General features: G+C 63.3%; 29 protein-coding genes and 1 pseudogene. 18 read left to right on the top strand and 12 right to left on the bottom strand.

Annotated elements, in window-relative coordinates:
* Position 1 precedes the first annotated feature (1 nt).
* Positions 2-1174, bottom strand: a complete 1173-nt coding sequence (locus EOA78_RS08275) for a glycosyltransferase (protein WP_127314706.1) — start codon at positions 1172-1174, stop codon at positions 2-4.
* A 402-nt stretch (positions 1175-1576) separates the two neighbouring features.
* On the opposite strand from EOA78_RS08275, the gene EOA78_RS08270 reads away from it, so the two are divergent.
* From EOA78_RS08270 to EOA78_RS08265, 3 genes are all read left to right on the top strand, one after another.
* Positions 1577-2500 carry a hypothetical protein gene (locus EOA78_RS08270; RefSeq protein WP_127314705.1) on the top strand — a complete coding sequence of 308 codons (924 nt, stop codon included), beginning with the start codon at positions 1577-1579 and terminating at the stop codon, positions 2498-2500.
* A 499-nt stretch (positions 2501-2999) separates the two neighbouring features.
* On the top strand, positions 3000-3446 hold the full coding sequence (locus EOA78_RS36415) for a hypothetical protein (RefSeq protein WP_206533416.1): 447 nt from the start codon (positions 3000-3002) through the stop codon (positions 3444-3446).
* Positions 3440-4459: a hypothetical protein gene (locus tag EOA78_RS08265; RefSeq protein WP_206533415.1), complete on the top strand. Its 1020-nt coding sequence runs from the start codon at positions 3440-3442 to the stop codon at positions 4457-4459. The genes EOA78_RS36415 and EOA78_RS08265 overlap by 7 nt, the downstream gene beginning before the upstream one ends.
* A 193-nt stretch (positions 4460-4652) precedes the next feature.
* On the opposite strand, the gene EOA78_RS08260 is transcribed toward EOA78_RS08265, so the two are convergent.
* Genes EOA78_RS08260 through EOA78_RS08235 form a run of 6 tightly spaced genes read right to left on the bottom strand, consistent with a single transcriptional unit; the run spans position 4653 to position 10457 of the window.
* Positions 4653-5582 carry a phosphatidate cytidylyltransferase gene (locus EOA78_RS08260; RefSeq protein ID WP_127314704.1) on the bottom strand — a complete coding sequence of 310 codons (930 nt, stop codon included), beginning with the start codon at positions 5580-5582 and terminating at the stop codon, positions 4653-4655.
* A gap of 12 nt (positions 5583-5594) precedes the next feature.
* Positions 5595-6257 carry a lysophospholipid acyltransferase family protein gene (locus EOA78_RS08255; protein ID WP_127314703.1) on the bottom strand — a complete coding sequence of 221 codons (663 nt, stop codon included), beginning with the start codon at positions 6255-6257 and terminating at the stop codon, positions 5595-5597.
* Positions 6258-6265: 8 nt separating this feature from the next.
* On the bottom strand, positions 6266-6694 hold the full coding sequence (locus tag EOA78_RS08250; protein ID WP_127314702.1) for a hypothetical protein: 429 nt from the start codon (positions 6692-6694) through the stop codon (positions 6266-6268).
* Positions 6691-8043, bottom strand: a complete 1353-nt coding sequence (locus EOA78_RS08245) for a phosphatase PAP2/dual specificity phosphatase family protein (RefSeq protein WP_127314701.1) — start codon at positions 8041-8043, stop codon at positions 6691-6693. The genes EOA78_RS08250 and EOA78_RS08245 overlap by 4 nt, the downstream gene beginning before the upstream one ends.
* A gap of 2 nt (positions 8044-8045) precedes the next feature.
* Positions 8046-9824, bottom strand: coding sequence for a bifunctional alpha/beta hydrolase/class I SAM-dependent methyltransferase (locus tag EOA78_RS08240; RefSeq protein ID WP_127314700.1), 1779 nt, complete (start codon positions 9822-9824; stop codon positions 8046-8048).
* A gap of 30 nt (positions 9825-9854) precedes the next feature.
* Complete coding sequence (locus EOA78_RS08235) at positions 9855-10457, bottom strand: CDP-alcohol phosphatidyltransferase family protein (protein ID WP_127314699.1); 603 nt, start codon at positions 10455-10457, stop codon at positions 9855-9857.
* A gap of 423 nt (positions 10458-10880) precedes the next feature.
* Here EOA78_RS08235 and EOA78_RS08230 point away from each other — a divergent pair, with 423 nt between their 5' ends.
* From EOA78_RS08230 to EOA78_RS08195, 8 genes are all read left to right on the top strand, one after another.
* Entirely contained in the window at positions 10881-11870 is a 990-nt protein-coding gene (locus tag EOA78_RS08230; protein ID WP_127314698.1) for a TIM barrel protein, read from the top strand.
* 37 nt (positions 11871-11907) lie between these two features.
* Entirely contained in the window at positions 11908-12966 is a 1059-nt protein-coding gene (locus tag EOA78_RS08225) for a substrate-binding domain-containing protein (RefSeq protein ID WP_127314697.1), read from the top strand.
* 66 nt (positions 12967-13032) lie between these two features.
* Positions 13033-14559 (top strand): sugar ABC transporter ATP-binding protein, encoded by a 1527-nt coding sequence (locus EOA78_RS08220; protein ID WP_127314763.1) that lies wholly within the window; start codon positions 13033-13035, stop codon positions 14557-14559.
* Positions 14560-14575: 16 nt separating this feature from the next.
* Positions 14576-15553 carry an ABC transporter permease gene (locus EOA78_RS08215; protein WP_127314696.1) on the top strand — a complete coding sequence of 326 codons (978 nt, stop codon included), beginning with the start codon at positions 14576-14578 and terminating at the stop codon, positions 15551-15553.
* Positions 15550-16425: a MurR/RpiR family transcriptional regulator gene (locus EOA78_RS08210; protein ID WP_127314695.1), complete on the top strand. Its 876-nt coding sequence runs from the start codon at positions 15550-15552 to the stop codon at positions 16423-16425. The genes EOA78_RS08215 and EOA78_RS08210 overlap by 4 nt, the downstream gene beginning before the upstream one ends.
* A complete protein-coding gene (locus EOA78_RS08205; protein ID WP_127314694.1) occupies positions 16422-17318 on the top strand; it encodes a ribokinase in 897 nt (298 codons plus the stop codon). The genes EOA78_RS08210 and EOA78_RS08205 overlap by 4 nt, the downstream gene beginning before the upstream one ends.
* A 351-nt stretch (positions 17319-17669) precedes the next feature.
* A complete protein-coding gene (locus tag EOA78_RS08200; protein WP_245477432.1) occupies positions 17670-18005 on the top strand; it encodes a hypothetical protein in 336 nt (111 codons plus the stop codon).
* A gap of 628 nt (positions 18006-18633) precedes the next feature.
* A complete protein-coding gene (locus EOA78_RS08195) occupies positions 18634-18996 on the top strand; it encodes a periplasmic heavy metal sensor (protein ID WP_127314693.1) in 363 nt (120 codons plus the stop codon).
* Between the two features lie 61 nt (positions 18997-19057).
* Here EOA78_RS08195 and EOA78_RS08190 read toward each other — a convergent pair whose 3' ends face one another.
* Both EOA78_RS08190 and EOA78_RS08185 read right to left on the bottom strand, forming a co-directional pair.
* A complete protein-coding gene (locus tag EOA78_RS08190) occupies positions 19058-19594 on the bottom strand; it encodes an Hsp20/alpha crystallin family protein (protein WP_127314692.1) in 537 nt (178 codons plus the stop codon).
* A gap of 54 nt (positions 19595-19648) precedes the next feature.
* Complete coding sequence (locus tag EOA78_RS08185) at positions 19649-20113, bottom strand: Hsp20 family protein (RefSeq protein WP_127314691.1); 465 nt, start codon at positions 20111-20113, stop codon at positions 19649-19651.
* Positions 20114-20350: 237 nt separating this feature from the next.
* On the opposite strand from EOA78_RS08185, the gene EOA78_RS08180 reads away from it, so the two are divergent.
* A complete protein-coding gene (locus tag EOA78_RS08180) occupies positions 20351-20563 on the top strand; it encodes a hypothetical protein (RefSeq protein ID WP_065009118.1) in 213 nt (70 codons plus the stop codon).
* 155 nt (positions 20564-20718) lie between these two features.
* Positions 20719-20976, top strand: a complete 258-nt coding sequence (locus EOA78_RS08175) for a DUF982 domain-containing protein (protein WP_095482768.1) — start codon at positions 20719-20721, stop codon at positions 20974-20976.
* 95 nt (positions 20977-21071) lie between these two features.
* On the opposite strand, the gene EOA78_RS08170 is transcribed toward EOA78_RS08175, so the two are convergent.
* The gene (locus EOA78_RS08170) at positions 21072-21359 is read right to left on the bottom strand and encodes an usg protein (protein ID WP_127314690.1); all 288 of its coding nucleotides are present in this window, start codon (positions 21357-21359) and stop codon (positions 21072-21074) included.
* Between the two features lie 39 nt (positions 21360-21398).
* Here EOA78_RS08170 and EOA78_RS08165 point away from each other — a divergent pair, with 39 nt between their 5' ends.
* The 5 genes from EOA78_RS08165 to EOA78_RS08145 all read left to right on the top strand — a co-directional run bounded on the left by EOA78_RS08165 (position 21399) and on the right by EOA78_RS08145 (position 24701).
* A complete protein-coding gene (locus EOA78_RS08165; RefSeq protein WP_127314689.1) occupies positions 21399-21590 on the top strand; it encodes a hypothetical protein in 192 nt (63 codons plus the stop codon).
* Between the two features lie 133 nt (positions 21591-21723).
* On the top strand, positions 21724-22038 hold the full coding sequence (groES, locus tag EOA78_RS08160) for a co-chaperone GroES (protein ID WP_127314688.1): 315 nt from the start codon (positions 21724-21726) through the stop codon (positions 22036-22038).
* Between the two features lie 56 nt (positions 22039-22094).
* Complete coding sequence (gene groL, locus EOA78_RS08155; RefSeq protein WP_127314687.1) at positions 22095-23726, top strand: chaperonin GroEL; 1632 nt, start codon at positions 22095-22097, stop codon at positions 23724-23726.
* Between the two features lie 82 nt (positions 23727-23808).
* A complete protein-coding gene (locus EOA78_RS08150; RefSeq protein WP_127314686.1) occupies positions 23809-24024 on the top strand; it encodes a hypothetical protein in 216 nt (71 codons plus the stop codon).
* Positions 24025-24383: 359 nt separating this feature from the next.
* Positions 24384-24701: a DUF982 domain-containing protein gene (locus EOA78_RS08145; RefSeq protein WP_127314685.1), complete on the top strand. Its 318-nt coding sequence runs from the start codon at positions 24384-24386 to the stop codon at positions 24699-24701.
* Positions 24702-24837: 136 nt separating this feature from the next.
* On the opposite strand, the pseudogene EOA78_RS08140 reads toward EOA78_RS08145, so the two are convergent.
* Both EOA78_RS08140 and EOA78_RS08135 read right to left on the bottom strand, forming a co-directional pair.
* Positions 24838-25853, bottom strand: a pseudogene (locus EOA78_RS08140) (ABC transporter permease).
* Positions 25850-26543: ATP-binding cassette domain-containing protein (locus tag EOA78_RS08135; protein WP_164783674.1), on the bottom strand; the 694-nt coding region annotated here is incomplete at its 5' end. The pseudogene EOA78_RS08140 and the gene EOA78_RS08135, both read right to left, overlap by 4 nt.

The raw sequence follows: 26543 nt of genomic DNA, 5'->3' as shown, positions 1-26543 counted from the left end.
GTCAGGCTCCCCGGCGCAAAGGCACAATGCTTTTCATTGCATAGGCGCGCTGAATATGGGCAGCCATTGCGTCCCACGTTCGTTCCCAGGACATGTGAGCGAGGTAGGCATCGACTTCCTTCAGCAGGAAATTCCGGGGACGTGACAGAACGGACCGAAGCTTGGTTTCGATGTCTTCGGCGTCAACAATGTCGACCAGGCCTTCGGCACCATAGGTGCGCACGACGTCCACAATCGCCGTGGAGACCACCGGCAGTCCGGCGGCCAGGAACTCAGGAGTTTTGGTCGGACTGATATAGCGTGTCGCCTCATTGAGCGCGAAGGGCATCCAGCCGGCGCTCCAGTGCCTGAGATAGCGAGGCAGGTCGGCGTAGGGCTTGGCACCCAGCCAATGTAAGTTACTTGCGCGCGGCAAGCTTAGCGGGTCGATCTTGACCACCGGGCCGAGCATGACGAAATGCACGTCAGGCATTGCCGCAGCCGCCTGCGCGATCATTTCAACGTCGAGCCGTTCGTCGATCACGCCGAAGAAGCCCACTCTCGGGTGAGGTATGTCTGCCTGGTCTACAGGGTCATCGCCGGGCTCTCTTGCCTTGTGAAAATGCGCAACGTCGATGCTGCTTGGGAAGGGAAAGATCGATTTATGGAGGCTTCGCTTGGCCTCGTACAGACTCTGCCCGCCCGTGAACACGACATCAGCGCGCTGGAACAGCGCTTTTTCCATCTGCGTCAACTCTGCCGGTGCGTTCTTGAAGGCGGAGAGTTCATCCATGCAGTCGTAGACGCATACATCGCAGGCTATATGGTCACTGAAACGCAGCGCCATGGGCGTGTAGTACCATATAGTCAGCCGGTCATGTGGCGTTGAGTTGACGATCTGGTCGACGAATCTGCGCTGGATAGCGTCCGCCTTTGTTGCGGAAATGCCGGCCGGAAGAACCGGGGTTACGATTGTGATCATTGCAGATCGATCGTTCACCCGGATCGAAGGATAGCATATTTCCTCGTAGACCGGCTCCTCAAAGTAAATTAGCTGCTGCTGTTTTGAGGCGTGCGTCAGAATATGCTGCGGGCGTTGGTGTACGAAATCCCACCTGAGGTGAGAAAAGCAGAGTAGAATAGACGACTTTATGGGGATATTTGATTTATTTTTTTTGACACCCGCTATTTTCATGTAAGAGTCCTCTGAATGATAGTTCGTAATTCTTCGATTAACATATGTTAATAGAAGCAGGCTCCTGATGAAGCCTTTATCCGCACATCTAACTTTCATTTGAGTAAGTTGTTCCACAATTTTAATTGGCCGTAGCCGCCGAGCCGGCCACTTGCGCAATTGTTCGAAGAGAAGCGGCGCTGCCATCAACACCCGACGGACATGCCGCCTCGGCCAAGGCGGAGGCGCTTGCAGCTTCGTATCTCGCCAAATGTGGCCCATTGCCACAGAACGGCTGAAATCCGCTCAATCGTTCAACAACCATTCATGAGCGCAGGTATAAGAGTTAATGACCCGCGCATGATTCGTTTTGGTCGCCACAGATGGCCGAAGAGGGCAGCCACCGTGAGAGAGCCGCAAGGAATGAAGTTCAACTTTGAAACCAACGTCTTTCCGTTGTTTCACCCGCAGTCCGTGGATGATCTGAAGGATCCTTGTCCGGTGTTCGACGGCGCGCTTTGGCACGTCTTCGGTTCCAGCGGCACTGTCACGACCGAGAGCTGGAAAATACTACATGCCACGGCTCCGGACCTTTACGGGCCGTGGACCGAGCATGAGGCGCTCGACCTGGCGGTAACCGGATCGGGCATAGCTGCGCCCGGCGTCATTCATGAATGCGGCGTCTTCCATATGTTTATCCAGACCGAATTCATGAAGTCGGGCGGACGTTGCGAGCATGCTGTGTCCAATGATGGCTTTCATTGGGTGGTGCTGAAACCGGCGATATTGTCCCTGCCGGACACCGATGAGGACGGGATCTATGATCCCCATCCGGCGATCATCGGCGGCAAGCGCTACATCGTCTATTCAGGCATGCCTAAATTCACCAGGGTGCCGCAGCCTGACGTCTATCTGGCGCGCAGCCAATCCGATTCCTGGTTCGGGCCGTGGAAACGCCTCGGCAAGATATTGGACCATCTCGACGTTCCCCATCACAATGCGCGCGAGCATCCGGACTACGAATGGGGGATCGAGGGCGCCCAACTTGTCGAATTGCCCGACGGTCGCGTGCTTCTCAACGCCACCTGCTTCCTTCCAGACGGTCCGCGCGGAAGTCGTCAGCGCGTATTCTTTGCCATCGCCGACGATGTCCAGGGTCCCTACGTGTCGGTCGGCCCCGTGCTTGATCCTGGTGAGCCTGGGGAGAACGGCCATTCGACGGTAATGATCGAGGGCGGGAAACTGACCTTGTTTTACCAGAGCAGACGTGAGGCAACGAACCATCGCTGGCGTTTCGGACTGGCTAGGTGCGACCTGGATCAGCAAGTCCTTTCACGTGTCGCCTAACAGGAACGACCGGGGCCGAGGCGTCGTGGCTGTGTCATGGCTATTTCATTCGCGTTCCTGCGATCGTCGGCAGCGATAGTCCATAGGTAACGATGATCGCGAGCCGGCTCTGCCGCAAGGGCGCAGCAAACTACGACCATGATCGCGTCCTGGCTCGTTCTTCGTCAGGATCGACCGAGACCTGGATTACCTGGGGATCCACCACGTCGAGGGAGCCTTAGCAACTCATGACTGCCCGAGAAGGGGCTGAGTGGAAGAAAGCGATCCAGTTCCTGCATAGATGGGTTTGGGACGGGGTAACCCCACCGGAGGTGCGTCAGGCCTTCGAGGCCGTCGCTTAGGAGAAGGAGATGTTCCTTCGCTCCGACTAGGGCAGGGGATCCTTGCACCGCAATAGTTGAGAGTCCATTGGCCTGCCAGCCCGGCGAAACATTTTGCCACCGCGGCAGTTATACCGCTCCGGGACGAAATTCGGGGCCTGCCTTTGAACGATATTAGATTGGCGATACCGCTGGTCGGGGAAGTGGAGGACTCTGCGCCGAGATCGGCTGCCGGCCTGCCTTGGATCAAGTTAGCCGGTTCCTATTTCGCAACCGAGGACGGCGAGGCATGGACGCCGATCGGGCAGAATGATGCGGTAAGCTGGCCCGAACTCAATGGCCTGTTCCGGCGCGCCGATATGGCCGGCGTGGAAAATCATCTCCGTTGGCTGAAGGAAAGCGGCGTCACCTGCCTCAGGCTGATGCTGGAATATGCCCAGGTTCGCCACCGCTACTTCGAGAAACCGCAGGGCTGCTTCGTGCCGGCGATGGTGCAATTGTGGGACGACCTCTTTCGTCTTTGCGAAAAACAGGGCTTAAGAATCCTGCTCACCCCCTTTGAACGTTCTGGCAGTGGCTGCACTGGCGCCACCACCCCTACAACCGCAATCACGGAGGCGTGCTAGACCACCCGTCGCGATTCCTGATCTGCGCCGAGACGCGCCGCGCGATCAAGGCAAGGCTGGAATTCGTGATTCGCAGATGGAGCGGCAGCGGAGCCTTCTTCGCATGGGACCTCTGGAACGAGATCCATCCCGAGCAGGCTCAGGGCAGCGCGGATGGCTTCGGCGCCTTCATCAATGATCTCAGCGATTTTGTGCGCCGGCTGGAAACGTCACTTTACGGCCGCTCTCACCCGCAGACCGTCTCGCTGTTCGGACCTGAGCTTCGCTGGCGGCCCCACATGCCGCTGCCCGGGCCGATCTTCCGTCACCCAGACCTCGACTTCGCCTCCCTCCATCTCTACGAGGAGGGGACGATCGACGACCCCAGTGATACGGTGGCGCCGGCGCTCGGCATGGCGCGGATCGTCGGAGAGGCGCTCGGCGAAATCCGTGACGGCCGCCCTTTTCTCGATTCCGAGCACGGCCCGATCCACTCGTTCAAGGACAAGAAGAGCACGCTTCCGGAACCTTTCGATGATGAATATTTCCGCCATTTGCAATGGGCTCACCTGGCGGCGGGGGGCGCCGGTGGCGGCATGCGGTGGCCAAACCGCACCCCGCATGTGCTCACCCCCGGCATGCGGCGGGCGCAGCGTTCGCTGGCCGATTTCCTCCCTCTAATCGACTGGGTTTCGTTCCGGCGTGCCCATCTCGGCAACAAGATGCGGGTTTCCGGTTCCGACGCCGCGGCTGTTGCGTGCGGTGACGATTCCCAGGCAGTGGTCTGGCTGGTTCGCCGCGACACGATCGGGGGGAACGGTATGCTTCGCGCCGGCGCTGCGCCGGTCCAGGCCGCCTTGGAGCTGCCCGGGTTGGCTCGCGGCACCTATCGCGTCATCGCCTGGGATACTACTGCCGGTAGGCAAACGGCGGAATGGCAAGCGAATTCGGACGGCTGGCTGAAGCTTGATGTGCCGCCGTTCTCCGCCGATGTCGCCCTTGCCATCCGCCGAGGCGTTCTGGCTGCGCCATAACTATTTCATCCGCTGTCGCGTTGGTCCAAGCAGAGCCACGGGAACATCTCTCACGACCTGCGGCAAGACTCGAAGGGGTAGCGTGGTCGAGCGATCCGCAGGTTGCGCTCAAGGTCGCTGGCAGGCGCCGCATTCGCCGCCGGCTGTCAAGAAAGCGCCGCTTGCGGCTGCAAAATAAGGCTGTAGTTCGCTGTCACGTCCAGAAATAGCGCACGGTGTGGAAGAAAACCGGGGCGGCGAAGACCAGGCTGTCGGCGCGGTCCATCATGCCGCCATGGCCCTCGATCAGATGGCCCCAGTCCTTCACCCCCTGATCGCGCTTGATGGCGGAGGCGACCAGTCCCCCGAGGAATCCCATCAAGCAGGCGATGAAGGCGACGCCCGCCGCCTGGAGCGGCGAAAACGGCGTCAGGAACGACAGCAGCGCGCCAAGCAGGCTCGACGTCGCCAGCCCGCCGACCAGCCCTTCCCAGGTCTTCGACGGCGAAACCTTCGGCGACATCAGGTGCCTGCCGAACAGCTTGCCGAAGATGTATTGCAGCACGTCGCTGCCTTGCACGGTGATGATCAGGAATGCGATCAGCAACACATTGCGGCCCTCGAAGCCGGGTACCTCGAGCGTCAGCAGCGCCGGCACGTGGCTGACGCAGTAGACCGAGATCATGACGGCCCATTGCTGCGCCGAGACGCGCTCGAGAAAGCGCTCGGTATCGCCATGAAGCGCGGTGATCGCCGGCATCAGCAGGAAGCAGTAGACCGGGATGAAGATGGTGAAGAGGCCGTACCACGCGGTCCACACCAGCCAGTACTGGAACGGGATGATGATGCCAAACATGCCGAGCAGCACCCAATGGTCGCTGCGTCGGCTGTGCGTCAGCGTCACGAATTCACGCAAGGCCGCAACCGAGATCAGCGCGAACAGGATGGTCATGCCGGAGCGGCCGAAGAAGAAGGCGACGGTGATCGCCACCACCATCACCCACCAGGCGTTGATGCGCTGGTTGAGGTTGACCAGCGTCGAGGACAGCGGCTTCGGCGCGCGCCACGACAGGATGCCGGCAACCAGGCTTGCTGAGGTCAGCACCGCAGTGAGGCCGACAACCAGAATGAGGGTCTCGTGCATTGGCATGTTGTTCTAGTCGTCTCTTAGCGGGCGGGGATTGAGCGCAAGCAGCGCCTTGCGGGCGCGGTCGAGAAAGGCGCGGCGTTCCTCGCCGGGCGCTATGGCGATCGGCGCGCCGAAGACCACGCGGCAGAGCAGCGGCACCGGCACGAATTGGCCCTTGGGCAGCACCCGCGACATGTTCTCGATCCAGCACGGGATGAGTTCGACGTCGGGCCGCGCCATCGAGAGATTATAGAGGCCGGAGCGGAACGGCAGCAGTGGCTCGTCTGTCATGTTGCGCGTGCCTTCGGGGAAGATGATCAGCGAATGGCCCTCGTCGAGCACCGACAGCATGATCGAGATCGGATTCTCAGCCTCATCGATCCACTGTCGGTGGATGAGCACCGAGGACAGCATGTCCTGCGCGATGAACCGGCGCAGCCGCGATTTTCCCCAATAGTCGGCGGCAGCGACGGCATGGGTGCGGGCGCGCTCCTTCTCGCTGAGGCAGGCAGACAGCAGGATGAAATCGCCGTGGCTGGCATGGTTGGCGAAGTAGATGCGCTGCCGGTCCGACGGCTGGCTGCCGTTCCAGATCGGCCGCACCCCGGTCACCGCCCAGGCCAGCGCCGACAGGCCGACCGAGGTCACGGTCTGCAGCAGGGTGAAGGTCCTTGTGCCGAGCTTGCTCATCGTCCGGCTCAGAAAGACAAGGCGACAGCGGATGCCGCCACGAACAGGCCGAGCGCGATGCGCTGCTTCATCAGCAGGCGCTGCGTGCCCGCGATGCGCCGGTCGAGCGAGCGGATGCCGGCGGCGGCCGGTTTGACGCGCATGCGCGCCAGCACGTCGTCGACCGAGGCACCGCCGGCGGCTTCGCTGATGTGGCTCGCCATCAGCCAGAACAGCAGCGCGTCGAAGACAAGCAGGGCCGAGACGGCGAGGGTGACCATGCCGCTCGCTGCCGCGACCAGCCAGGCCGCCGACGCCAGCGTCGTCGACTGCGGCTGCGCTGCCACGGCAATGAACGGCGCGGCCACCAACGCGGCCAGCACCACCAGCAGCGGCCACACCGCCTGCGTCATCAGGCTGGCGGCGAAGGCCTCGGCTTTGTCTCGATGGGCACTCATGCCGGCTCGTCCGCCGCGATCCGAAGATGCACCGGACGGCCCGACGCCGCTAGCCGCTTATGCGCCTGCGCCGGCGTTGGCGAGCGACCGCTGGCAACCAGCCAGTTGGCGACGATGGCGGCGCTGCGCTGGAATCCGAGCGCGCAGCAGACCAGGACGGTGCCTTGGCCGCGCGCCGCCTCGATCGCCGCCACCGCTTGCGCTTCCTCCGCTTGCGAGGGCGGCAAAAGATCGACCATGGCGACAGCCGTCCAGCGGCAGGTGACGCCGCGCGGGCTTTCCAACTCGCCGGCAAGGTCGATCACCGTGCCGAAAGCGTCGGCCTCGGCGGCGGTGGGAAAGCGGCCGAGGAAGACGCCGTCGGCGATCGCGACATGCGGCGGCAGCTTGCGCGTCCACGCCCACACATTGATCCTGGCGCCAAGCCGGTAAGGCAGCAGCAAAACACGGCTGGCCAGCGAGACGCTGCCATCGGTCGCTTTCTGGAACACTTTGGCGCCGGCTCCGGCATAGGCGAAGGCGACGATGGCCAGCGCCAGCGCCGGCCACAGCAGGATGAGCCACAGCGCCAAGACGAAGGCGCCGGCAATGGCGCCGCCCAGTGCCAGCGCTGCGACGAGCGCGTAGAACAGCGCCAGCCGCCGTGCCTTGGGATCGGCGGTCAGCCGGAAGCCGGCGAACGGCAATTCGCCATCGCGCGGGAACAGCCACAGGGCGAAGAAGCCGAGCAAAGCGCCGGTCGGGATATCGATGACATGGTGCTGCCATGTCGTCAGCACCGAGGCGCCGATCAGGAAACACCAGACGTGCCAGACGATGGCGGCCATGCCTTTGAGCCGACAGCGCCAATGATCCCAGATGATGACAAGCAGCGCGACGTGCAGCGACGGCGCCTGGTTGAACGGCTTGTCGAAGCCGCCGAGCACCGCGAACATGAACCCCGGCAGGCCTGATGTCTGCGGCCGCATGAAGGTCGCCGTCAACGGGAACAGGATGAAGCAGGCGACGGCGACGATCTGCGCCGTGAGGTAACGGCCGGCGAGCCGGTCGACGCCGCGCTTGGTATCGTTCAACAGCAGCGACAGGCCGTAGAACAGGTTGATCGACCAATAGGGCACGATCGTCCAGGCGATGAACGGGATGCCGCGCTCCCAGGCAAAGACGATGCTGCCGACATCGTCGCGCTGCGACGCCAGCCAGTTGGCGAAGCCGTAGGTCACGTAGAAGAACGGCGCCAGAAACGCCAGCCACAACGCAGCGCGCAGCACGATTCCGGCGTACGGCTCGCGCGCGGAGGCAGAAAGGGCAGGGGCAGCGGCAACGGCGGGACCAAGCACCGGCAAGACCATGCTCAGACGCGCCGCGCGATCGAGACGGTGAAGATGCCCCACTGGTCGATGCGCTGGTCGAGCTTTTCGAAGCCGGCCGCCGCTACCAGCTGGTCCATCTCGCCTTGCGTGCGCCGGCGCATCACCCAAGCCTGGCCGCCGCGATGCGAGGTCAGGCTGCGCGCGATCATTTCGAGCTGCGGATGCCAGGGCTGGTTGGTGTAGAGAAGCAGGCTGCCGGACTGCATCGCCTTGGCCAGCCCGCCGAGCGAGCGGGCGATCATGGCGTTGTCGGCAAACAATTCGTAAAGCCCGGAGACGATGGCGAGGTCCGGCGCCGGATCGAGCCCGGCAAGCATTTGGGCGTCGAATGCGTTGGCCTGGTGGAACGAGACGCTGGTCGGCAGGTGCCGCTCGGCGATCAGCTTGCGGCCGAGCGAAACGTTGAGGTCGGAAAAATCCTGCAGCCGCACGCTGGCCGGCGGCTCAGTGCATTTGGCGACGGCGTCGAGCACGTAGCGGCCGTGGCCGGCCGCGATATCGACGATATGGACCGGCCGGCCGGCCTTCAGCGTCCGAGTGGCGCTGCCGATCAGCTCTTCGAGGTGCAGCTTGCGCTGGCGGATGCCGCGCCAGCCGATGGCGTCGAGAAAGGTGCGGTCGATCATGCGGCCGAGCGGACCGTGGCCCCGCGCCTCGTTCTCGTAGACATAGTCGAGAGTCGAGCCGGAATCGAAGCCGGTGGCAATTCCCGTCTTCATGCCTGACGACAGCCAGGCGCCCATGCGGATCGAGGCGCGGCTCATTGCCCAGTAGAGGCCCCTTGGCGACAACAGGGCGAGCGGCGAGGCGAGCCGGTCGGCCTCGTCGCGTGTGTAGCCGGCGCGGTCGGCCGCGGTCAGGTCGACCGGCTTCTCCGGGGTCGCGAACTGTCTTTCGAGGAACGGCTTGATCAGGTCGAGTGCCTTGCGGCGTTCGCGTTCGCCGAGCGTGTCGTGGAAGAAGCCGGGCAGCACATGCCGCTCCTTGGCCGGGCTGGCGAGATTGACGAAGAACTCGTGCTGAGGTCCATGCTGCACCACCCAGTCGCTGCCGGAGATCAGCAATTGCGTCGGCACGGTGATGGCGCGGGCGTCGGCGACGATACGCGCGGCGTGGTCGTAGAGCTCGACCAGGATGTTGGAGGCGATTGGCCGCGTGATCAGCGGATCGGCCTCGAAGGAGGCGATGCGCTCGGGGTCATGGGTCAGGAACTTGGCCTTGACGTAGGAATTGACGAAGAAGCGGCCCTTGACCTTCTGCCACAGCGCGATGCCTTGCTTGGCGAAGGGCACGTAGAGCTTGACCGAAAAGGCCGGCGAAGCCAGCACCAAAGCGCGAATCTGCGGCGCATAATCATGTACCCAGGCGGCGCCGAGCACGGCGCCGAAAGATTGCGCGATCAGCGCGATGTCGCGCTGGCCGAACCCGTGTCTGCCGATCTCGCGCACGAAACAATCGATGTCGCGCACCAGCGCGGCAAAGGACGGCGCATAGCCGCGCTCGCCGGCCGAGCGGCCATTGCCGCGCGCGTCCCAGGCGTAGAAGGCATGGTCGGGCATATCGAGTTCATCGACCAGATGCGCCATGCGGCCGCCATGCTCGTGGCCGCGGTGGAACAGCACAACCGCGCCCTTGGCAGGTTGCTCGACCGCCGGCCAATAGCGGTAGAAGATCTCAGTGCCGTCATGCGTGCGGAAGGTGCGCTCCTGCGCCACCCGCTGCTCACTTGCGGAAGCGGCAATCGTTGGTTCATGAAGCATGTTGTTCCCCTGGCGGATGCGACCGGAATTTCAGCCACCGCTCCCGTTAAGGCCGCTGCGTATCCGGTTGATGGCGGTCACCAGCGAGAGTGTAGCCATTGCCGGAAACACAAACGGCCTGATCGCTTCCACCCATAGGCCGCAGGCGATGAGAAAGGCGATGATGCCGAGCGCCAGCGCCCGATCGCTCTTGCCGAACGGCCCGGCATAATTGCGCCCCGTGCCCGCCGCGATGCCGAGCACACCGGCGAATTCCACAAGCACTGCCGTGATGGCAAAAGCGACGACGCCCCAGGCAGGGAAGAGAGCGGCAAAGGCCAGGATCAGCGCCAGGTCGGAAACGACGTCGCAGAGCTCGTTAAGGTACATGCCAAGCTTCGAGGCCTGGCCATGTTCCCGCGCGAGCATGCCGTCGATGGCGTTGAGCGCCATGCGCGCAAACAGCACCACCGGCATCAGCAGGAAGATCGCGCGATGGCCGGCAAGGGCCGCGACCACAACGCCGGTGGCGACCGACAGGGCGGCGGCCAGCAGCGTAATCTGGTTGGCGGTGACGCCGGCCCCGGCCAGCCGGTCGGCAAACGGCCGCAGCTTCGCCTGGAAGGCTGGTTTGAGCGCATAAAGCGTCGGCATGTGCAACCCCCCGGCCGCGGTGCAACTAACGTCTGCGAGCATGGTCAATTGGCGCTCAAGACGCAAGGGCGGCGAGCGGTTGTACATCGTTACGATTAGCAGCGCTGGCCGAGGTAACAAGCGACCGCTGTCGGAGCTCGGAATAGAGCGCCTGATATGTGTGGGGAATCTGCTTCAGGTGCGTTGTTACCGTTTTCGCCGAAAGCGGTAACAACTCTGCTTCTAGCTGCGTGGACGCGGGCCGAAGATTAGCTGTCGGCAGCCCGCTTTTCCTTCCCGACATATCCCTCCGATGCGCGCACTGCGGCCACCGTCATCCGGGTCGAAACAACCCCGCCGTTTGGTGGGCATGGTTCACGTCTCAAATGGCTACTTTACAAATATTCAAAAATATGTGAAGTTATGTCCACTAAAGGGTTTTCCATGACAGCCAATCGTTTCGCCACACGCCTCAATTCCTTTGCCTCGCGGCCACAGGCCGAATGGCCGGATCTTGTCGGCAAGCCGTCCATGCTGCAGATGGCGGCGCGTGCGGCGAAGGTTGCGGGGCTGACCGACCTCGACCTCAACTTTCCCGATCATGTCGATGAAAAACCTGCGGAAATGGCGCGAAAACTCGGCGATATCGGCCTTTCCGTCAATGGTTTTGCCATGCGCTACTACTCCAATCCGGCCTTCAAGCTCGGCGCCTTCACCAATCCTGATCCCGCGGTTCGCCGCGAAGCCATCGACCTAACCAAGGCTGGCATTGATGCCGCGCGTGAGGCCGGCTCCAATCTGATGACCCTGTGGCTCGGGCAGGACGGCTTCGATTATGCCTTCCAGGCCGATTATGCGGCGCTCTGGCAACACGAGATCGATGGGATTCGTGAAGTTGCAGCGCACGACCCCGATTGCCAGATCAGCCTGGAATACAAGCCCAACGAGCCGCGCTCCTACAGCCTGATGCCCGACGCGGCGACGACATTGCTGGCCATCCGCGAGATCGGCCTGCCCAATCTCGGCGTGACGCTTGATTTCGCCCATGTGCTCTATGCCGACGAGCAGCCGGCCTTTGCCGCAGCACTTGTGGCGCGCCACAGCAAGCTGCTCGGCGTCCATCTCAATGACGGCTACGCCAAGCGCGACGACGGCCTGATGGTCGGCGCGGTGCATACGCTGCAGACGATCGAGCTGCTCAGGCAGATCCGCCGCGACGGCTACGCCGGCGCCATCTACTTCGACACGTTTCCCGACATGACCGGGCTCGATCCGGTCCACGAATGCGAAGTCAACATCGCGACCGTCAAGCGCATGCTGCGCGTCGTCGAGCGGCTGGAGAAGGACAATCGCCTGTCCACCGCCGTCGACCATCAGGACGCGGTTGCCTCGCAGGCCATCATCCAGGAAGCCATGCTCGGGCCGGACAGTTAGGCTCGGCCTCAACATCGTTCAACAAGGGAGGAAGACCATGAAATTTCTGCTCGCCACCGCCACTGCTGCCCTGATGGCCTTGTCCATAGGCTCGGCCTTTTCCGCGGACCTCGCGCCGCTCAATTCCGACACCGAGCAGGACCGCATCGACTGGTCGCAGCTCGAGGCAAAGTTCGGAGCGTTTCCCAAGCTGCCCGACGGCACCAGGGCGGGCGCCGTCTCCAAGACTCTGACCAACGAATACTGGCGCTCGCTGGGTGAGGGCTACAAGTCGTTCGGCGACCGCGTCGCCGTTCCCGTCGTCTACCAGGCGGCGCAGAGCGAGGGCGACCAGCTCGGCCAACTCGCAATCGCCGAAGGCCTGGTCACGCAAGGCTACAACGTGCTTCTCGTCTCGCCGCAGACCGACTCCAACCTGCAGCCGATCATGGAACAGGCCAAGGCCGCCAACGTGCCGGTGGTCAACGTCAATGACGCGGTCATCCCGCAGGCCGAGCACTATGTCGGCAATGTCCAGCGCGACAATGGCGTGCGCGTCGCCAGATGGTTCATCAAGAACCGGCCGGATGGCGGCAAGGTCGCCATCGTAGAAGGCCAGGCCGGCGTCTATGCCGCCGTCCAGCGCACCGACGGCTTCAAGACCACGATCACCGAGGCCGGCAAGTTCGAGGTCGTCGCCAGCGTCCCCGGCAACTGGGATCGCCAGACCTCCTACGACGCGGCCACCAACATCCTGCAACAGCACCCCGACCTGATCGGTTTCTATGCCAACAATGACGGCATGGCGCTGGGCATCGTTGAGGCGGTCAAGGCCGCCGGGCTGCAGGACAAGGTCGCCGTCTTCGGCACCGACGGCATCTCCGACGCCTATGCCTCGATCCGCGCCGGCGAACTGACCGGCACCGTCGATAGTTTCCCGGTGCTGACCGGCGAGGTGGCGCTGGAATCGGCGCTGCGACTGGTGGCCGGACAGAAGCTGCCGCGCGTCGTCGCTACGCCGCAGGCGCTGATCACCAAGGACAATGCCGACCGTTATTCCGGCGCCGGCGACGCCGTGCGCAAGGCGCTGCTCGAGGACGCGGCAGCGGGCAATTAAGGGGCAGGACCACGGGTGCCGGCCCTTCGGCTGGCGCCCTTTGCCTGGAGAATAGAACCAATGTCCGTGATCCCCCGGCTGCAATTCGAGGGCATTTCCAAGATGTTTCCGGCCGTGCGGGCGCTGGGCGATGTGTCTTTTTCGGTCGGCGGCGGCGAAATCCATGGCCTGCTCGGTGAGAACGGCGCCGGCAAATCGACATTGCTGCGCATCCTGTCTGGTGTCTACCGGCCGACGGCAGGCAGCGTGCTGATCGATGGCAAGCCGGTGACGCTGAACAACCCGGTCGCGGCGCGCGCCGCGGGCGTCGCCATGATCCATCAGGAATTGCAGCAGGTTCGGCATCTCAGCGTCGCCCAGAACATGTTCCTTGGCCATCCGCTGACGCGCGGCGGCATCTTCGTCGCACGGCGCGAGCAGGAACGCCGCGCTGCGGAAGCCCTTGCCGCCATAGACCCGACCATCGATCCAGCAGCCCCGCTCGGCAGGCTGAAGGTCGCGCAGCGGCAGATCGTCGAGATCGCCCGGGCGCTGCTCGATCGGGCGCGCATCGTGGCGATGGACGAGCCGACATCGAGCCTGACGCCGAAAGAATTCGAGCGGCTGGCCGAAGTCATTGCCGGCCTGGCGCGAGACGGTGTTGCGGTTGTCTATGTCTCGCACAAATTGGACGAGGTGTTCGGCATCTGCCAACGCGCCACCATCATGCGCGACGGCGTTGTGGTCGGATCCGTCGATCTCGCGCAGGTGTCGGAAAAGGCCGTCGTTTCGATGATGGTCGGCCGCGAGCTTGCCCAGGAACAGCACCGCTCGCACGCCTCCAGCGAGGTCAGGCTGAGCGTGCGTGGCCTCGCCTCGGCAACCAAGGTCCATGACGTCTCGTTCGACCTGCATCGCGGCGAGGTGCTGGGCGTTGCCGGCCTGGTCGGCTCGGGCCGCACCGAACTGCTGCGGCTGCTGGCCGGCGCCGACCGCGCCTCGTCAGGCACAATCAAGATCGACGGCAAGGCCATGAAGCTTTCCGGTCCGCGCGACGCCATCGCCGCCGGGATCGGCCTGGTGCCGGAGGAGCGCAAACGCGAAGGCATCGTGCCGTTGCGGTCGATCTCCAGCAACATGGCGCTGGCGTCGATGGGCGTGTTCGCACCGCGCGGGTTCATCGATCACACCAGGCTGAAACGGGTCGCGGCCGAGAAGATGAAGCGGGTCAATTTGCGGCCGTTCCTGCTCGACCGGCCGATCCGGCTGTTCAGCGGCGGCAACCAGCAGAAGGCGATCATCGGCCGCTGGCTGGCGGCGGGAACGCGTATTCTGCTGTTCGATGAGCCGACGCGCGGCATCGATGTCGGCGCCAAGGCGGAGATCTATCATTTGATCGAGGAGCTCGCCGGCGAAGGTCATTCGGTAATCGTCGTATCGTCCGAGCTTCCCGAGGTGATCCGGCTCGCCGACCGCGTGCTGGTCATGCGCGACGGCACGGTTGCGGCCGAACTCGGCCGGGCTGATCTCAGCGAACAGGCAATCGCGGCGCACGCCATACCCCAATCGGAGACTCAGGCCGGCACGGCGCAAGCTCAGCGGGCCGGTGCATAACGGACAGGACCAGCGGATGACTGATGTAACGGAACATACAGCAGCCCGGCCACGGGCGGATTTCCTGCACCGGTTTTCCGTGCGCGACGCCGGCACGCTGATCGGCCTGGTGGTGATCCTCGCCGTCTTCGGTGCGCTGGTCCCTGGCTTCTTTGCCGAGCGCAATCTGATCAACATCCTGCAGCAGTCGAGCATCAACGCCTGCCTGGCGTTGGGTATGACGCTGGTGATTATCTCAGGCGGCATCGATTTGTCCGTCGGGCCGACGGCAGCCCTTTCGGCCGTCATCTCGGCCTCGATGCTGGTTGCCGGCGTGCCGTTTCCGCTGGCCATCGCCGCCGGCTTCGCCATCGGCCTCGTCTGCGGGCTGCTCAACGGCGTGCTGGTCGCCTATGTCGGCCTGCAGCCTTTCATCGTCACGCTGGGAACGCTCAGCACCTACCGGGCGCTGGCGCTGATCTATACCGGCGGTAATCCGGTGCTCGGCTTGCCTGCTGGCTTCCGCGCCATCTTCAACGGATCTCTGTTCGGGCTGCCATTGGCGGTCATCATCGTTGCCGTGGTCGCGCTGATCGCCTGGATCATCCTCAAGAAGACGCCTTTCGGCGAATATCTGCTCGCCGTCGGCGGCAACGAGGAGGCGGCCTACATAGCCGGCGTGCCGATCGCCCGCACCAAGATCGCGGCCTACATGATCTCGGGCCTGCTGGCCGCCCTTGCCGCGCAGATCCTGATTGGCCGGCTGGGGGCTGCTGAGCCCATTCTCGGCAATCTCTGGGAGCTCGATGCGATTGCCGCGGCGGCCATCGGCGGCGCCTCGCTGATGGGCGGCAAGGGCAGCGTGGTCGGCACCATTCTGGGCGCCGTTATCCTCGGCACCATGCGCAACGGCCTGACGCTGATGAATGTTCAGTCCTTCTATCAGCTCCTGGCAACTGGTCTTATAATCCTCGCCGCGATGCTTATCGATCGCGTGACGAGGGGACGTGGATGACCTTGACCAGCCTAGATCTGAAAGCAGTAGGACCGCGGATTCGCATGATGATGCCGCACCTGACGCCGCTCGAGGCCAAGGTGGTGGAAACCGTGTTCGGGCGGCGCGGCTTCGACGAGAGCATTCCGCTCAAGCAGATCGCCGAAGAAGCCGGCGTGTCGGAGGCGATGGTGGTCAAGATCGCCAAGAAGCTGGGTTTTTCCGGCTATCGCGACTTCCGCACCGCCGTCTATGAATATAGTCGCCTGCCGACCGCCGAAATGCATCAGGAGCTGTCGGTCGACGACAGTTCGGCCGAGATCGTGCAGAAGGTGTTCCGCACCTCCATCCAGGCGCTGGAGGAAACGCTGGCGATCCTCGACATGCACGATTTCGACCGCGCCGCCGATCTTCTCTACCGCGCCAAGAACCGCGATTTCTATGGCGTCGGCGGTTCGGCGCAGATCGCGCGCGACGTCTCGCACAAATTCCTGCGCATCGGCATCCGCGCATCAGTCTACGACGATTCGCACATGATGCTGATGTCGGCATCGCTGCTTGGCGCCGACGACATCGCCGTCGGCTTCTCGCATTCCGGCAACACCAGCGCCGTCATCGACGCCATCCACCTCGCCCGCAAGAGCGGGGCGCGGACGCTGGCGATCACTAACTACGACAACTCGCCGCTGGCCGCCGTCGCCGACATCGTGCTGTGCTCGACCGCGCAGGGCTCGCCATTGATGGGCGAGAACGCGGCGGCACGCATTGCCCAACTCAACATTCTCGACGCGCTGTTCGTCGCGGTGGCGCAGCGCGACTACCAGGCGGCGGAGCGCAATCTCGGCCGCACCATGTCGGCGGTGACGTCGAAACGCCGGGACAGGGGCACATGACGGCTTCCCCGCCGCTGGTCACCGTGTTCGGCAGCCTGCATTACGACATCATGGTCGAAGCCCCCGACCGCCCGCGCAAAGGCGAAACTGTGACCGGCCATGCCTGGCAGCCGAAATGTGGCGGTAAGGGCGGCAATCAGGCGGTGTCGGCCGCGCGGGCCGGCGTGCGCTCGGCGATGATCGGCGCCGTTGGCGATGACGATTTCGGCCGCGTGCTTCTCGGTAATCTCGAACGCAAAGGCGTCGACAGCCGCTTCGTGCGTGTCGCGCCTGGCGCCGGCTCCGGCATGAGCGTGGCGATCTTCGACGACGGCGGCGACTATGGCGCGGTGATCGTCTCAGGCAGCAATCTAACCTTGGGCGAGAAGGACATCGCCGCCGCGACCGAGATAATTGCGCACACGGCGGTGCTGCTGCTGCAGAACGAGGTGCCGGAAGCCGCCAACATTGCCGCAGCGCGGGCGGTGAGGAGACACGGTGGTCGGATCGTGCTCAACGCCGCGCCCGCACGAAAGCTGTCCGGCGAACTGATCGCACTCACCGATATCGTCATGGTTAACGCCATCGAGGCGGAATTCCTGGCCGGCGTTCCGGTCGTCGATACGCTCGAGGGTGCTGCCCAGGCGGCACGCATGCTGGTCGATTTCTACCCGGCCGCGATCGTCACGGCCGGCGGGGAGGGCGTTGCCTATTGCGACCGCGACGGCCAGGCGTTCGCGCTGGCGGCGATCCCGGTGAAGGTCGTCAGCACCCATGGCGCCGGCGACGAGTTCGTCGGCGCGTTCGCGGCAGGCCTTGCCCGCGGACATCAGATCGAGTCCGCTATTGCTGCCGCCAACGCCGCCGCGGCGTTGCTGGTCGCCACACCGGAACGGGAGCGCGAGGCGATCTGAGACGAGCGCGCTGAGAAGGGGGGCGCATCGGACTGGCGAGCCACTTACGGCAACCAGGTTAGTTCGGTGCACCACCAGCAAGAAGGTATCGAAAGCCGTTCGTGGTCATCCAGCGGCACGTGCCAGATGCGTTGCCGACGCGCGGAATGACTCCCGGTTTGGGGGTCTGTCCATATGCGGCTTTAGCATGGCGACTTGCCAGCAATGGCGCCCGGGATAGGCGATAGAAAGGCCCGCGCCATTTAATTGGAGGACGCGGGGCAGGGTATTGCGGCCCAGGATTGTTCACGCCTGGTCGCAAGACGACCGGGCCGGCCGCAACCGTCGGCACTTTAGTGGAACCTAATTTAAATGACGCTATTATCGTGCATGGGAGAACGCGAGGTCCAGACGGTTACTGAATACCGAATAGCTGGAGATCAGCTGACCGATGATCCAGTGATCGCTCTCGATATCGAGGAACGGATATTGCAGGCAGCCGAGCACGACCGGATTGTCTATGTCGTCGCGACAGCAGGGCCACCCCAAGTCGACCTTATCGAGAAAACAGAGCCTCAACAGATCAGGGCTACCACAACCTCTTTCCGCGACTTTGAAGTTTTGCTGCTTGTTCTCTATGCGGCCTATGCACTCGTCGTGCTGGGTGTCACCGCTTTCGTGGTGATGGAGTTAGGCCCTGTTCTGTAGACGTGCTTCAGCAGTTCGACAATCGAAACGAAAGCCCGCCACCCTTTCGGATGACGGGCTCCGTTGCCTGGATGCCAGGAACGCCACGGTAGCGACTTCTGCTACTAATGCTCCCGTAGATATTCAATATGCGGCCTTTGCGCCGCCTGGCGCATCGGCTGAACAAATGAAGCCCGCGCCTCTGGCGGAGAGCGCGGGCCCGATCGGGTTGCAGCCCGATCCGCAGCCGGAACCCGGAGGTTCCGCCGCTCGGGAATAATTATTAGAACTTTCTAAATATCCATGCATCGTCCGGATGAATGATGTAACCGCCCTCGTAAACGAACACCTTGTCAGGAGATTCTTTTGCCTGAGTCATGTTTGCTCCCTCTCCGCCGGGCCTCAAGCAAACTTTTGAGACAAACGTTCGTATTGGTGGATGGGATGCGCTTTCAGGGAGAAAGCCGTGGGCAGACAGCAACGCACCGTCTTTTTGGTCGCGGTCTTTGCGTGTGTCCTTGGCTTTGTGCTGTTGGTCCTAATCCTGCAAATATTGAGTTTGCTTGACTAGATAAGACACCGAAACCGGCTGCCGGTGTGAATATTTCGCCGGCGCGCGTAGGGGGTTTCCTGCGTCTCGGTCGTTTCCGTGGCCGCTCGGCCCGCAGTTTCACCGGCCCGGACAGCAACACGGTTTTCGCCCGAGGTGAGGAAGGAATTTCGCAGCATCCGCCTCGCAAATTGTCCGCGCACCTTGGCGGCACTGCGCGAGCTGCGCATTGCGCGGGCCAATCTGGCGGCGGCGCAGCAGGCTTCGCCCTTCGACGAAGCGGCGGTGAAGGACGCGATGGCGGCGGTGCGCACCGCCACGACGAACGTTCAAGCGAAGGTGCAGGACTATCTCTTGACCGCGCTGAAGAGGCCAAGCCCGCTGCCGGAAGTTGATGCTGGCGGGGCTTGTCCTCCCAAGGTATCAGACCATCGGCGGACGGCTGGATTGCAAACGCGGTAGTCGGTGGCGTATCCACCGACTGAGCGCAGCCGGGCGCGTGCGCGTCCGGCTGCCGATGTCGTCAGTGCTTGCTTCCGCCAGCACTGACTTTGCTGCCACTGATGGCGATGCGCTTGGCCTTCGTCTGCGCGCGCTGGGTCTTGGGCAGCGTCACGCTGAGCACGCCGTTGTGGAAGGCGGCGTTCACCTTGTCCTCTTCTACCTCGTAGCCGAGCGGGATGCGGCGCTCGAAGCGGCCGTAGAACCGCTCGGAGAAGTGCCTGTCCTTGTCCTCGGTCTCCGAGCGCTTCTCGCCGCGCAGCGTCAGCACGCCGTCCTCGAGCAGCACCTCGACGTCCTTCTCGTCCATGCCGGCGATTTCGGCGGTCACGCGGATCTCCTTCTCGCCGTCTGAGATTTCAACACTCGGCCAGCTGGCGCGTGCCGACGAAAATCCGCTGAGCGACGGCATGCGCGTTTCGAAACCGCGGAACGCGTCGTCGATCATGCGGTTCATCTCACGATGCAACGCCATGAACGGGTCCCGGTCATCGTCACGATAGAAGCTAGGAACCGGACTGTTCTCCCGGCCCCACGGAATGAGATCACGAATAGCCATTGACGTTCTCCTTTCTCGACTGGTTGTGCCAAAGGCGCCAGAGCTCGCCCTCGCTCAGGCGGCCTGCTTCGGCTTCTCGACCTGCCCGCCCTTCGGCGCGCCGTCTTGCTTGGGGATTGCAATGCGACGCGGCTTCATCTCCTCGGGCACTTCGCGCACAAGGTCGATCGTCAGCAGGCCGTAGTTGAGCGACGCGCCGGTGACCGTCATGTGATCGGCAAGCTCAAAGCGCCGTGTGAACGGCCGCACCGGAAGGCCGCGATGTAGATATTCCACCGTGCCCTGTTCCTTGCGCTCGCCCGAGACGATCAGAAGGTTGGGCTCGTGGCTGATGTCGAGATCGTCTTCGGAAAAGCCGGCGACGGCGATCGTCACGCGATAGGTGTTCTCGTCGCTTCGCTCGATGTCATAAGGCGGCCAGGTTTCCGCTGCCTGAGGCGCGTTTTCCAGCAGGTTGAAGATGCGGTCGAAACCGATGCTCGACCGATAGAGCGGGGAAAAATCGAATGCGGTTCTCATAGCTACATCCTCCATTGAGCAACATAGTACGAGGGACGCCAAAGAGCTTGGCGCTCCCTGGGTTCTGCCGGCCCCATTCGGCAACCGGCAATGTCGATTTGGTTATTGCCAGCCCGAAATCAAGACCCAGATTCTGTCCCGCTGCCAGATTTTTTGTTGCCAGATTGTAGCTGGAAATGCCGTTTCAACCGTCATTTGAGGGTCGCGCCGGCCCGCCGCATGGAGGATATCATGACCATGACACGCGACGAGATCATTTCGGTGCTGGGCCCGGTGGACGACGCCGTTATAGCCGACATTGCCTCGACCGGCGCGACGATCGAGGAGTTGCGGGAGGCCTTTGCATGGGTCGGCGCCGATGAGGCGCTGGTGAACGAGGGCCGCCCCCTGCCGTCGGCTAGGGTGGCGACGCTGATCGGGCTTCTCGAGCCACCGGACGACGACATATAGCCGGCCGCTGCGTCTGGGCGGGAGACAGGGTTTGGGCAGGAGGTCTTGAAGCGCGCAGGCAGACGAACCATCTCGTTTGCCGGCGCCGATCGGGCCGCCCTCCTGCTTAATCGAGGATGTTACTTGCTCTAAAAAACAGAAAGAAGGAGGAAGTGATGAAGGACGTCCCATTTTCCGAGCCGATCACGCTCAAGCTCCAATCCGTCGGAGAGCGCAAGGTCGCCAGCAGCTGGGAAGCCATCGAATGCATGCAGCAGTGGCCGGACCGGGCGCGCGGCCGGAGCTGGCGCGCAGCCTATCGAGCCTGCCGCGACGCGCTCGACGGTTGGCGCACCGCCCGCGAGGCCCGCACGGCCTTCGTCAAGGCGGCTCGCACGGCCGGACTGCTTGTCACGGGACGTAAATCGACCTGAGCATCAATCCACCTGAACGCCAATCCACCTGAACGCCGGGGGCGGACGCTGTGCTGCTGAGGCGGCGCTTTCATGAAAGGCCGCCTCTTCCTGTGTCACTGGAGCGTAATGACGCCATCCACCGCCCGCCATTCGGAGGGCTGGATCAGACGGTGATGAGCAACGCGCACGGAATGCAGCGGGCCTTCGATCTCACGTTCCCAATATTCGAGGAAATGCTTCAGCGTCGGGAAATCCGGGGCGATGTCGTATTCCTGCCAGATGAAGAGCTGCAGCAGGTCCCGGTAGTCGGGAAGACGATAATGGATCTCGGCCGTTGTCAGGCCAAAGCCCTGCATCTGGAGCCGGAACGCGTTGCTGACCTGGAACTCATTGCTGACCATGCCGTCTCCTTTCCGAACGATCTGGCGTCCATCCTGCGCATGGAAAAACGCCTCCGCTTCCTCATCGGTTCCGGCCGCCGGCAGGCGGTGCCGGGATCGACGCCGATGTCGGAAGGTTGCGCCGCGATTTCAAGCCGCATCCGACGTGTCAACTTCTGGAATAGCGCCATTATTACAGTGCGTTGGCACTCGACCACGGCGAGTGCTAAAATTTTTTCGACGGCCTCTTGAAAGCCTCGATCGGCAGACTAACTCGATATGCGCGCTGCCTGAACAGGCGTCGCGCACCGTCGCATCGGCCGTTGTACCGGTCGGCTGCGAAGGGAGGTCCAAGAAAATCTGTTTGTCCTATGAGGAGAACGACATGGCGTTCCGTCCATTGCATGACCGTATCCTGGTCCGCCGCATCGAGGTCGACGAGAAGACCGCGGGCGGCATCATCATTCCCGACACTGCCAAGGAGAAGCCGCAGGAAGGCGAGGTCATCGCCGTCGGTCCCGGCGCGCGCGACGACAGCGGGCAGTTGCAGCCGCTCGACGTCAAGGTCGGCGACCGCATCCTGTTCGGCAAATGGTCGGGCACCGAGATCAAGCTCAACGGCGAGGACCTGCTCATCATGAAGGAAAGCGACGTGCTGGGCGTGATCGAATTGACAGACAAGATGCAGAAGGCCGCCTGAGCGGGCCTGGACAAGCAACCCAGTCAACGAAAAGCTGCCTTTGAAGGAGTTATCCAATGGCTGCCAAGGATGTGAAATTCCATACCGAAGCCCGCGAGAAGATGCTGCGCGGCGTCGATATCCTCGCCAATGCGGTGAAGGTGACGCTCGGTCCCAAGGGCCGAAACGTTATCCTCGACAAGTCATTCGGCTCTCCGCGCATCACCAAGGACGGCGTTACCGTCGCCAAGGAAATCGAGCTTGAGGACAAGTTCGAGAATATGGGCGCGCAGATGGTGCGCGAGGTCGCCTCGAAGACCAGCGACACCGCCGGCGATGGCACCACGACCGCGACGATTCTTGCTCAGGCCATCGTCAGGGAAGGGGCCAAGGCCGTCGCTGCCGGCATGAATCCGATGGACCTGAAGCGCGGCATCGACAAGGCGGTCGACGCCGTCGTCGCCGACCTGAAATCCAATGCCCGCAAGGTGACCAGGAACGACGAAATCGCTCAGGTCGGCGCCATCTCTGCCAATGGCGATGCCGAGATCGGCCGCTTCCTCGCCGAGGCGATGGAAAAGGTCGGCAATGAGGGTGTCATCACGGTCGAGGAGGCCAAGACCGCCGAGACCGAGTTGGAAGTGGTCGAAGGCATGCAGTTCGACCGTGGCTACCTCTCGCCTTATTTCATCACCAATCAGGACAAGATGCGCGTCGAGCTCGAAGAACCCTATGTGCTGATCCACGAGAAGAAGCTGTCCAATCTGCAGGCCATGCTTCCCGTACTCGAAGCCGCCGTGCAATCCGGCAAGCCGCTGCTGATCATCGCCGAGGACGTCGAAGGCGAGGCGCTGGCGACGCTGGTCGTCAACAAGCTGCGCGGCGGCCTGAAGGTTGCAGCCGTCAAGGCGCCGGGCTTTGGTGATCGCCGCAAGGCCATGCTGGAAGACATTGCCATCCTGACCGGCGGCACGGCGATCTCGGAAGACCTCGGCATCAAGCTTGAGAACGTCACATTGGAGATGCTTGGCCGCGCCAAGAAGGTGCTGATCGAGAAGGAGAATACCACCATCGTCGACGGTGCCGGCCGCAAGGATGAAATCCAGGCGCGCATCAGCCAGATCAAGGCCCAGATCGAGGAAACCACCTCCGACTACGACCGCGAGAAGCTGCAGGAGCGGCTGGCCAAGCTCGCCGGCGGTGTCGCAGTCATCCGCGTCGGCGGCTCGACCGAGATCGAGGTCAAGGAGCGCAAGGATCGCGTCGACGACGCCATGCACGCCACACGCGCGGCGGTCGAGGAGGGTATCCTGCCCGGCGGCGGCGTGGCGCTGCTCAGGGCGGCGAGGGCGCTCGATAACGTCGCCGTTGACAATCCTGACCAGAAGACCGGCGTCGATATCGTGCGTCGCGCCATCGAAGCGCCGGTGCGCCAGATCGCCGAGAACTCCGGTGCGGAGGGTTCGATCATCCTCGGCAAGCTGCGCGAGACGACCGACTTCGGCTATGGCTGGAACGCACAGACCAACGAGTTCGGCGACCTCTACGGACAGGGCGTCATCGATCCGGCCAAGGTCGTGCGCACCGCGCTGCAGGGTGCCGCCTCTGTTGCCGGCCTGCTGGTGACCACCGAGGCGATGGTGGCCGAGAAGCCGAAGAAGGAAGCGGCAGCCCCGGCGATGCCCGGCGGCGGCGGCATGGACTTCTGACGCCAGCTTCTGAGGACAAACGGCCGTGCCCGCCGACGCGAAGTCGGGCACGGCCTTGCCCGGATCATAAGCAGGTGTTGCCATGGACATGATGAACAGCTTCGGAAAGATCGCGGCGCCGACCCTTTCCAAGACCGATTTCAACTATGAAACGGAGTGCAAAACGGCGCTGGCGCCGCTTGTCGACGGATTGCTGGACGCAGTCGAGTCGGCCGGCTGGGATCGCCGCAAGGCGGCCTACACGCTGATGTTCCTGTCGGCTCAGCGATTGGGAGCCGGCAAGGAGGAGCGCAAATGATTGCGGCGCGGATGCGTGAATGCTTGCGCCTGCTGAGGTGGTCGGAAACCGATTTCGCCAAAGAGGCGGGCTATCCGGTCGCAACGGCAAGGAACTGGCTCTGCGGGTGCGAGCATCCGCCTCTCGGCGTGGTGGCCTGGCTGGAGGCGCTCGCCAAGGCGCATCAGGCGCTGCCGCGGCCGAGCATTCTGGCCACTCCGACCTGCCGACGCGCCGACGCTGCAATGTCAGCTGCGCCCGAAATTCGCACGGTTCCGACAATTGAACCAGGCCCGATACTAAGAACCGGCCCGGTTGTTGAACCCGGCCCGGTTTTTGGACCTGGAATGGAGACAGTTGAACCCCGAAAGGAGAGTGTCATGGATCGTTCTTCTTTTGAAAAGCCGGTCACCATCCTTACCGGCCTCGGCACACCGACGAAGATAGAAAGCGCGTCTGAAGCCTATGCGCTGCTGGCCGACTGGCCGCGGGCGAGCCGGACGGCAGCGCACGACATCGCGGCCAAGGCCTGCCGGGCCGCGATGGACGGAGAGATCGACGCCGAAACGGCGCGGGCGACCTTCGTTGCATTTGCCCGACGCAACGATCTTCTCGCGCCGCGGACAAGCTCTACAGTTGCGGGTGGGCGCGTCGCGGATTGGGCGACGCGTTCGCAGCGTGTGAACGCACCCGCCTGAGGGCGCCTTTCAGCCAACGTTAGAGACTGGCGAAAGCCGAGGTGAACATCCATCTCCCCCTCGAGGGGGAGATGTCCGGCAGGACAGAGGGGGGCGCTGTCCCGCCGAGCCCTAGATAGGTACTATCTCTCAACCCTCACCGTCTCACCCGCGATTTCAGCCAGCGGTCGAAGGCCACGGCGAGGATCAGGATCAGGCCGATGACGATGCTTTGCGTGTAGGACGAGACGTTGTTGAACTGCAGTCCGTTCTGCAGCACGCCGATCAGTGCTGCACCCACCACCGTGCCGCCGACGCTGCCGATGCCGCCGAACAGCGAGGTGCCGCCGATTACAACGGCCGAGATCACGTCAGTTCGTAGCCGATGCCGGCGACGGCTTCCGAGGAATTGAGCCTCGCCGACAGCACGAAGGCGGCGAGGCCGGCGAAGAAGCCGACGATGACATAGACCGAGATCAAAATGCGGTCGACGCGCAGGCCCGACAGCCGCGCCGCCTCGGCATTGCCGCCGACCGCGTAGACGGCGCGGCCGTAGCGCGTGTAGCGCAGGACGATGTGGCAAAGGATCGCCGCCGCCGCGAAGATGATCGCCGGCACAGGGACCGGGCCGATAAGGCCGGTGCCGAACCAGCGCATCGAGGCGTCGAAGCCGGAGATCGGGCCGCCGTTGGAGATCGTCAGCGTCAGGCCGCGAAAGACGGTGAGGCCGCCGAGCGTGACGACGAAGGGCGGCACCTTCAGCCTGGTGATGGCAAAGCCCTGGACGCTGCCGGCCAGGGCGCCGACGACGACGGCGGCCAGAAGGGCAGCGACCCAGCCATAGCCTTGCGTGCCGGATGTGGCCAGCGACAGCGTGTTGGCGGTGCCGCCCTTGGCCACCACCGCCGCGACCATGCCGCAGAAGGCCAGCAGCGAGCCGACCGACAGGTCGATGCCGGCGGTAAGGATGACGAAGGTCATGCCGAGCGCGATCAGCCCGGTAATCGAGATCTGCCGCATGATGTTGAAGATGTTGATGGGGTCGATGAAGCTCGGCTTCAGGACGGTAAAAACGACGATCAGCAGCGCCAGGAACATCAGCGGGCCAAAGCTCATCAGCAGCCGCGCGACATTGATGCCGCCGCGCTGGCTCGGTTCGGTCGTGCTGGTCATTGCGTCGCTTCCTGCGTTTGGTCGAGCGCCATCAGTTCCATCAGTTTTTCCTCTGTCGCCTCGATGCCGGGCATCTCGCCGGTGATGCGTCCGCGCCGCATGGTGACGATCCTGTCCGACACGGCAAGCACCTCGGGCAATTCGGACGAAATCATCATGATGGCGATGCCGCGCGCGGCGAGCTGCACCAGGATCTGGTGCACCTCGGCCTTGGCGCCGACATCGACGCCGCGCGTTGGCTCGTCCACGATCAGCACCTTGGGGTCGCGCGCCAGCCAGCGGGCGAGGATGACCTTCTGCTGATTGCCGCCGGACAGCCCCTCTATGGGTTGCTCGGGTGAGGCCATGCGGATCGACAGCGTCTTTCTGTAGCTTGCCAGCGCCTCGCGTTCGCGCCTCTCGGTCATGAAGCCGGCGGCGTTGGAGTAGCGGCCGAGCGCGGCGATTGAAAAATTGGTCAGGATGCCGAGCGCGGCGAAGATCGCCTGATGCTTGCGGTCTTCCGGCACAAGGCCGATGCCGAGCGCGATGGCGTCGGCGGGTGTTTCAGGCGCGATCGTCTTCCCGTCGAGCGTGAGGGTGCCGGCGGCAATGCGGGCGGCGCCGAAGATGGCACGGGCGAGCTCAGTGCGGCCGGAGCCGACGAGGCCGGCGACGCCGAGAATCCCGCCCGCCTTAAGATCGAGGGCG

The organism is Mesorhizobium sp. M5C.F.Cr.IN.023.01.1.1 (assembly GCF_003997585.1).
GTDB lineage: Bacteria > Pseudomonadota > Alphaproteobacteria > Rhizobiales > Rhizobiaceae > Mesorhizobium > Mesorhizobium wenxiniae.
Note: the sequence above shows the minus strand (reverse complement) of the source record. Positions and strands in the feature narration are given on the sequence as shown.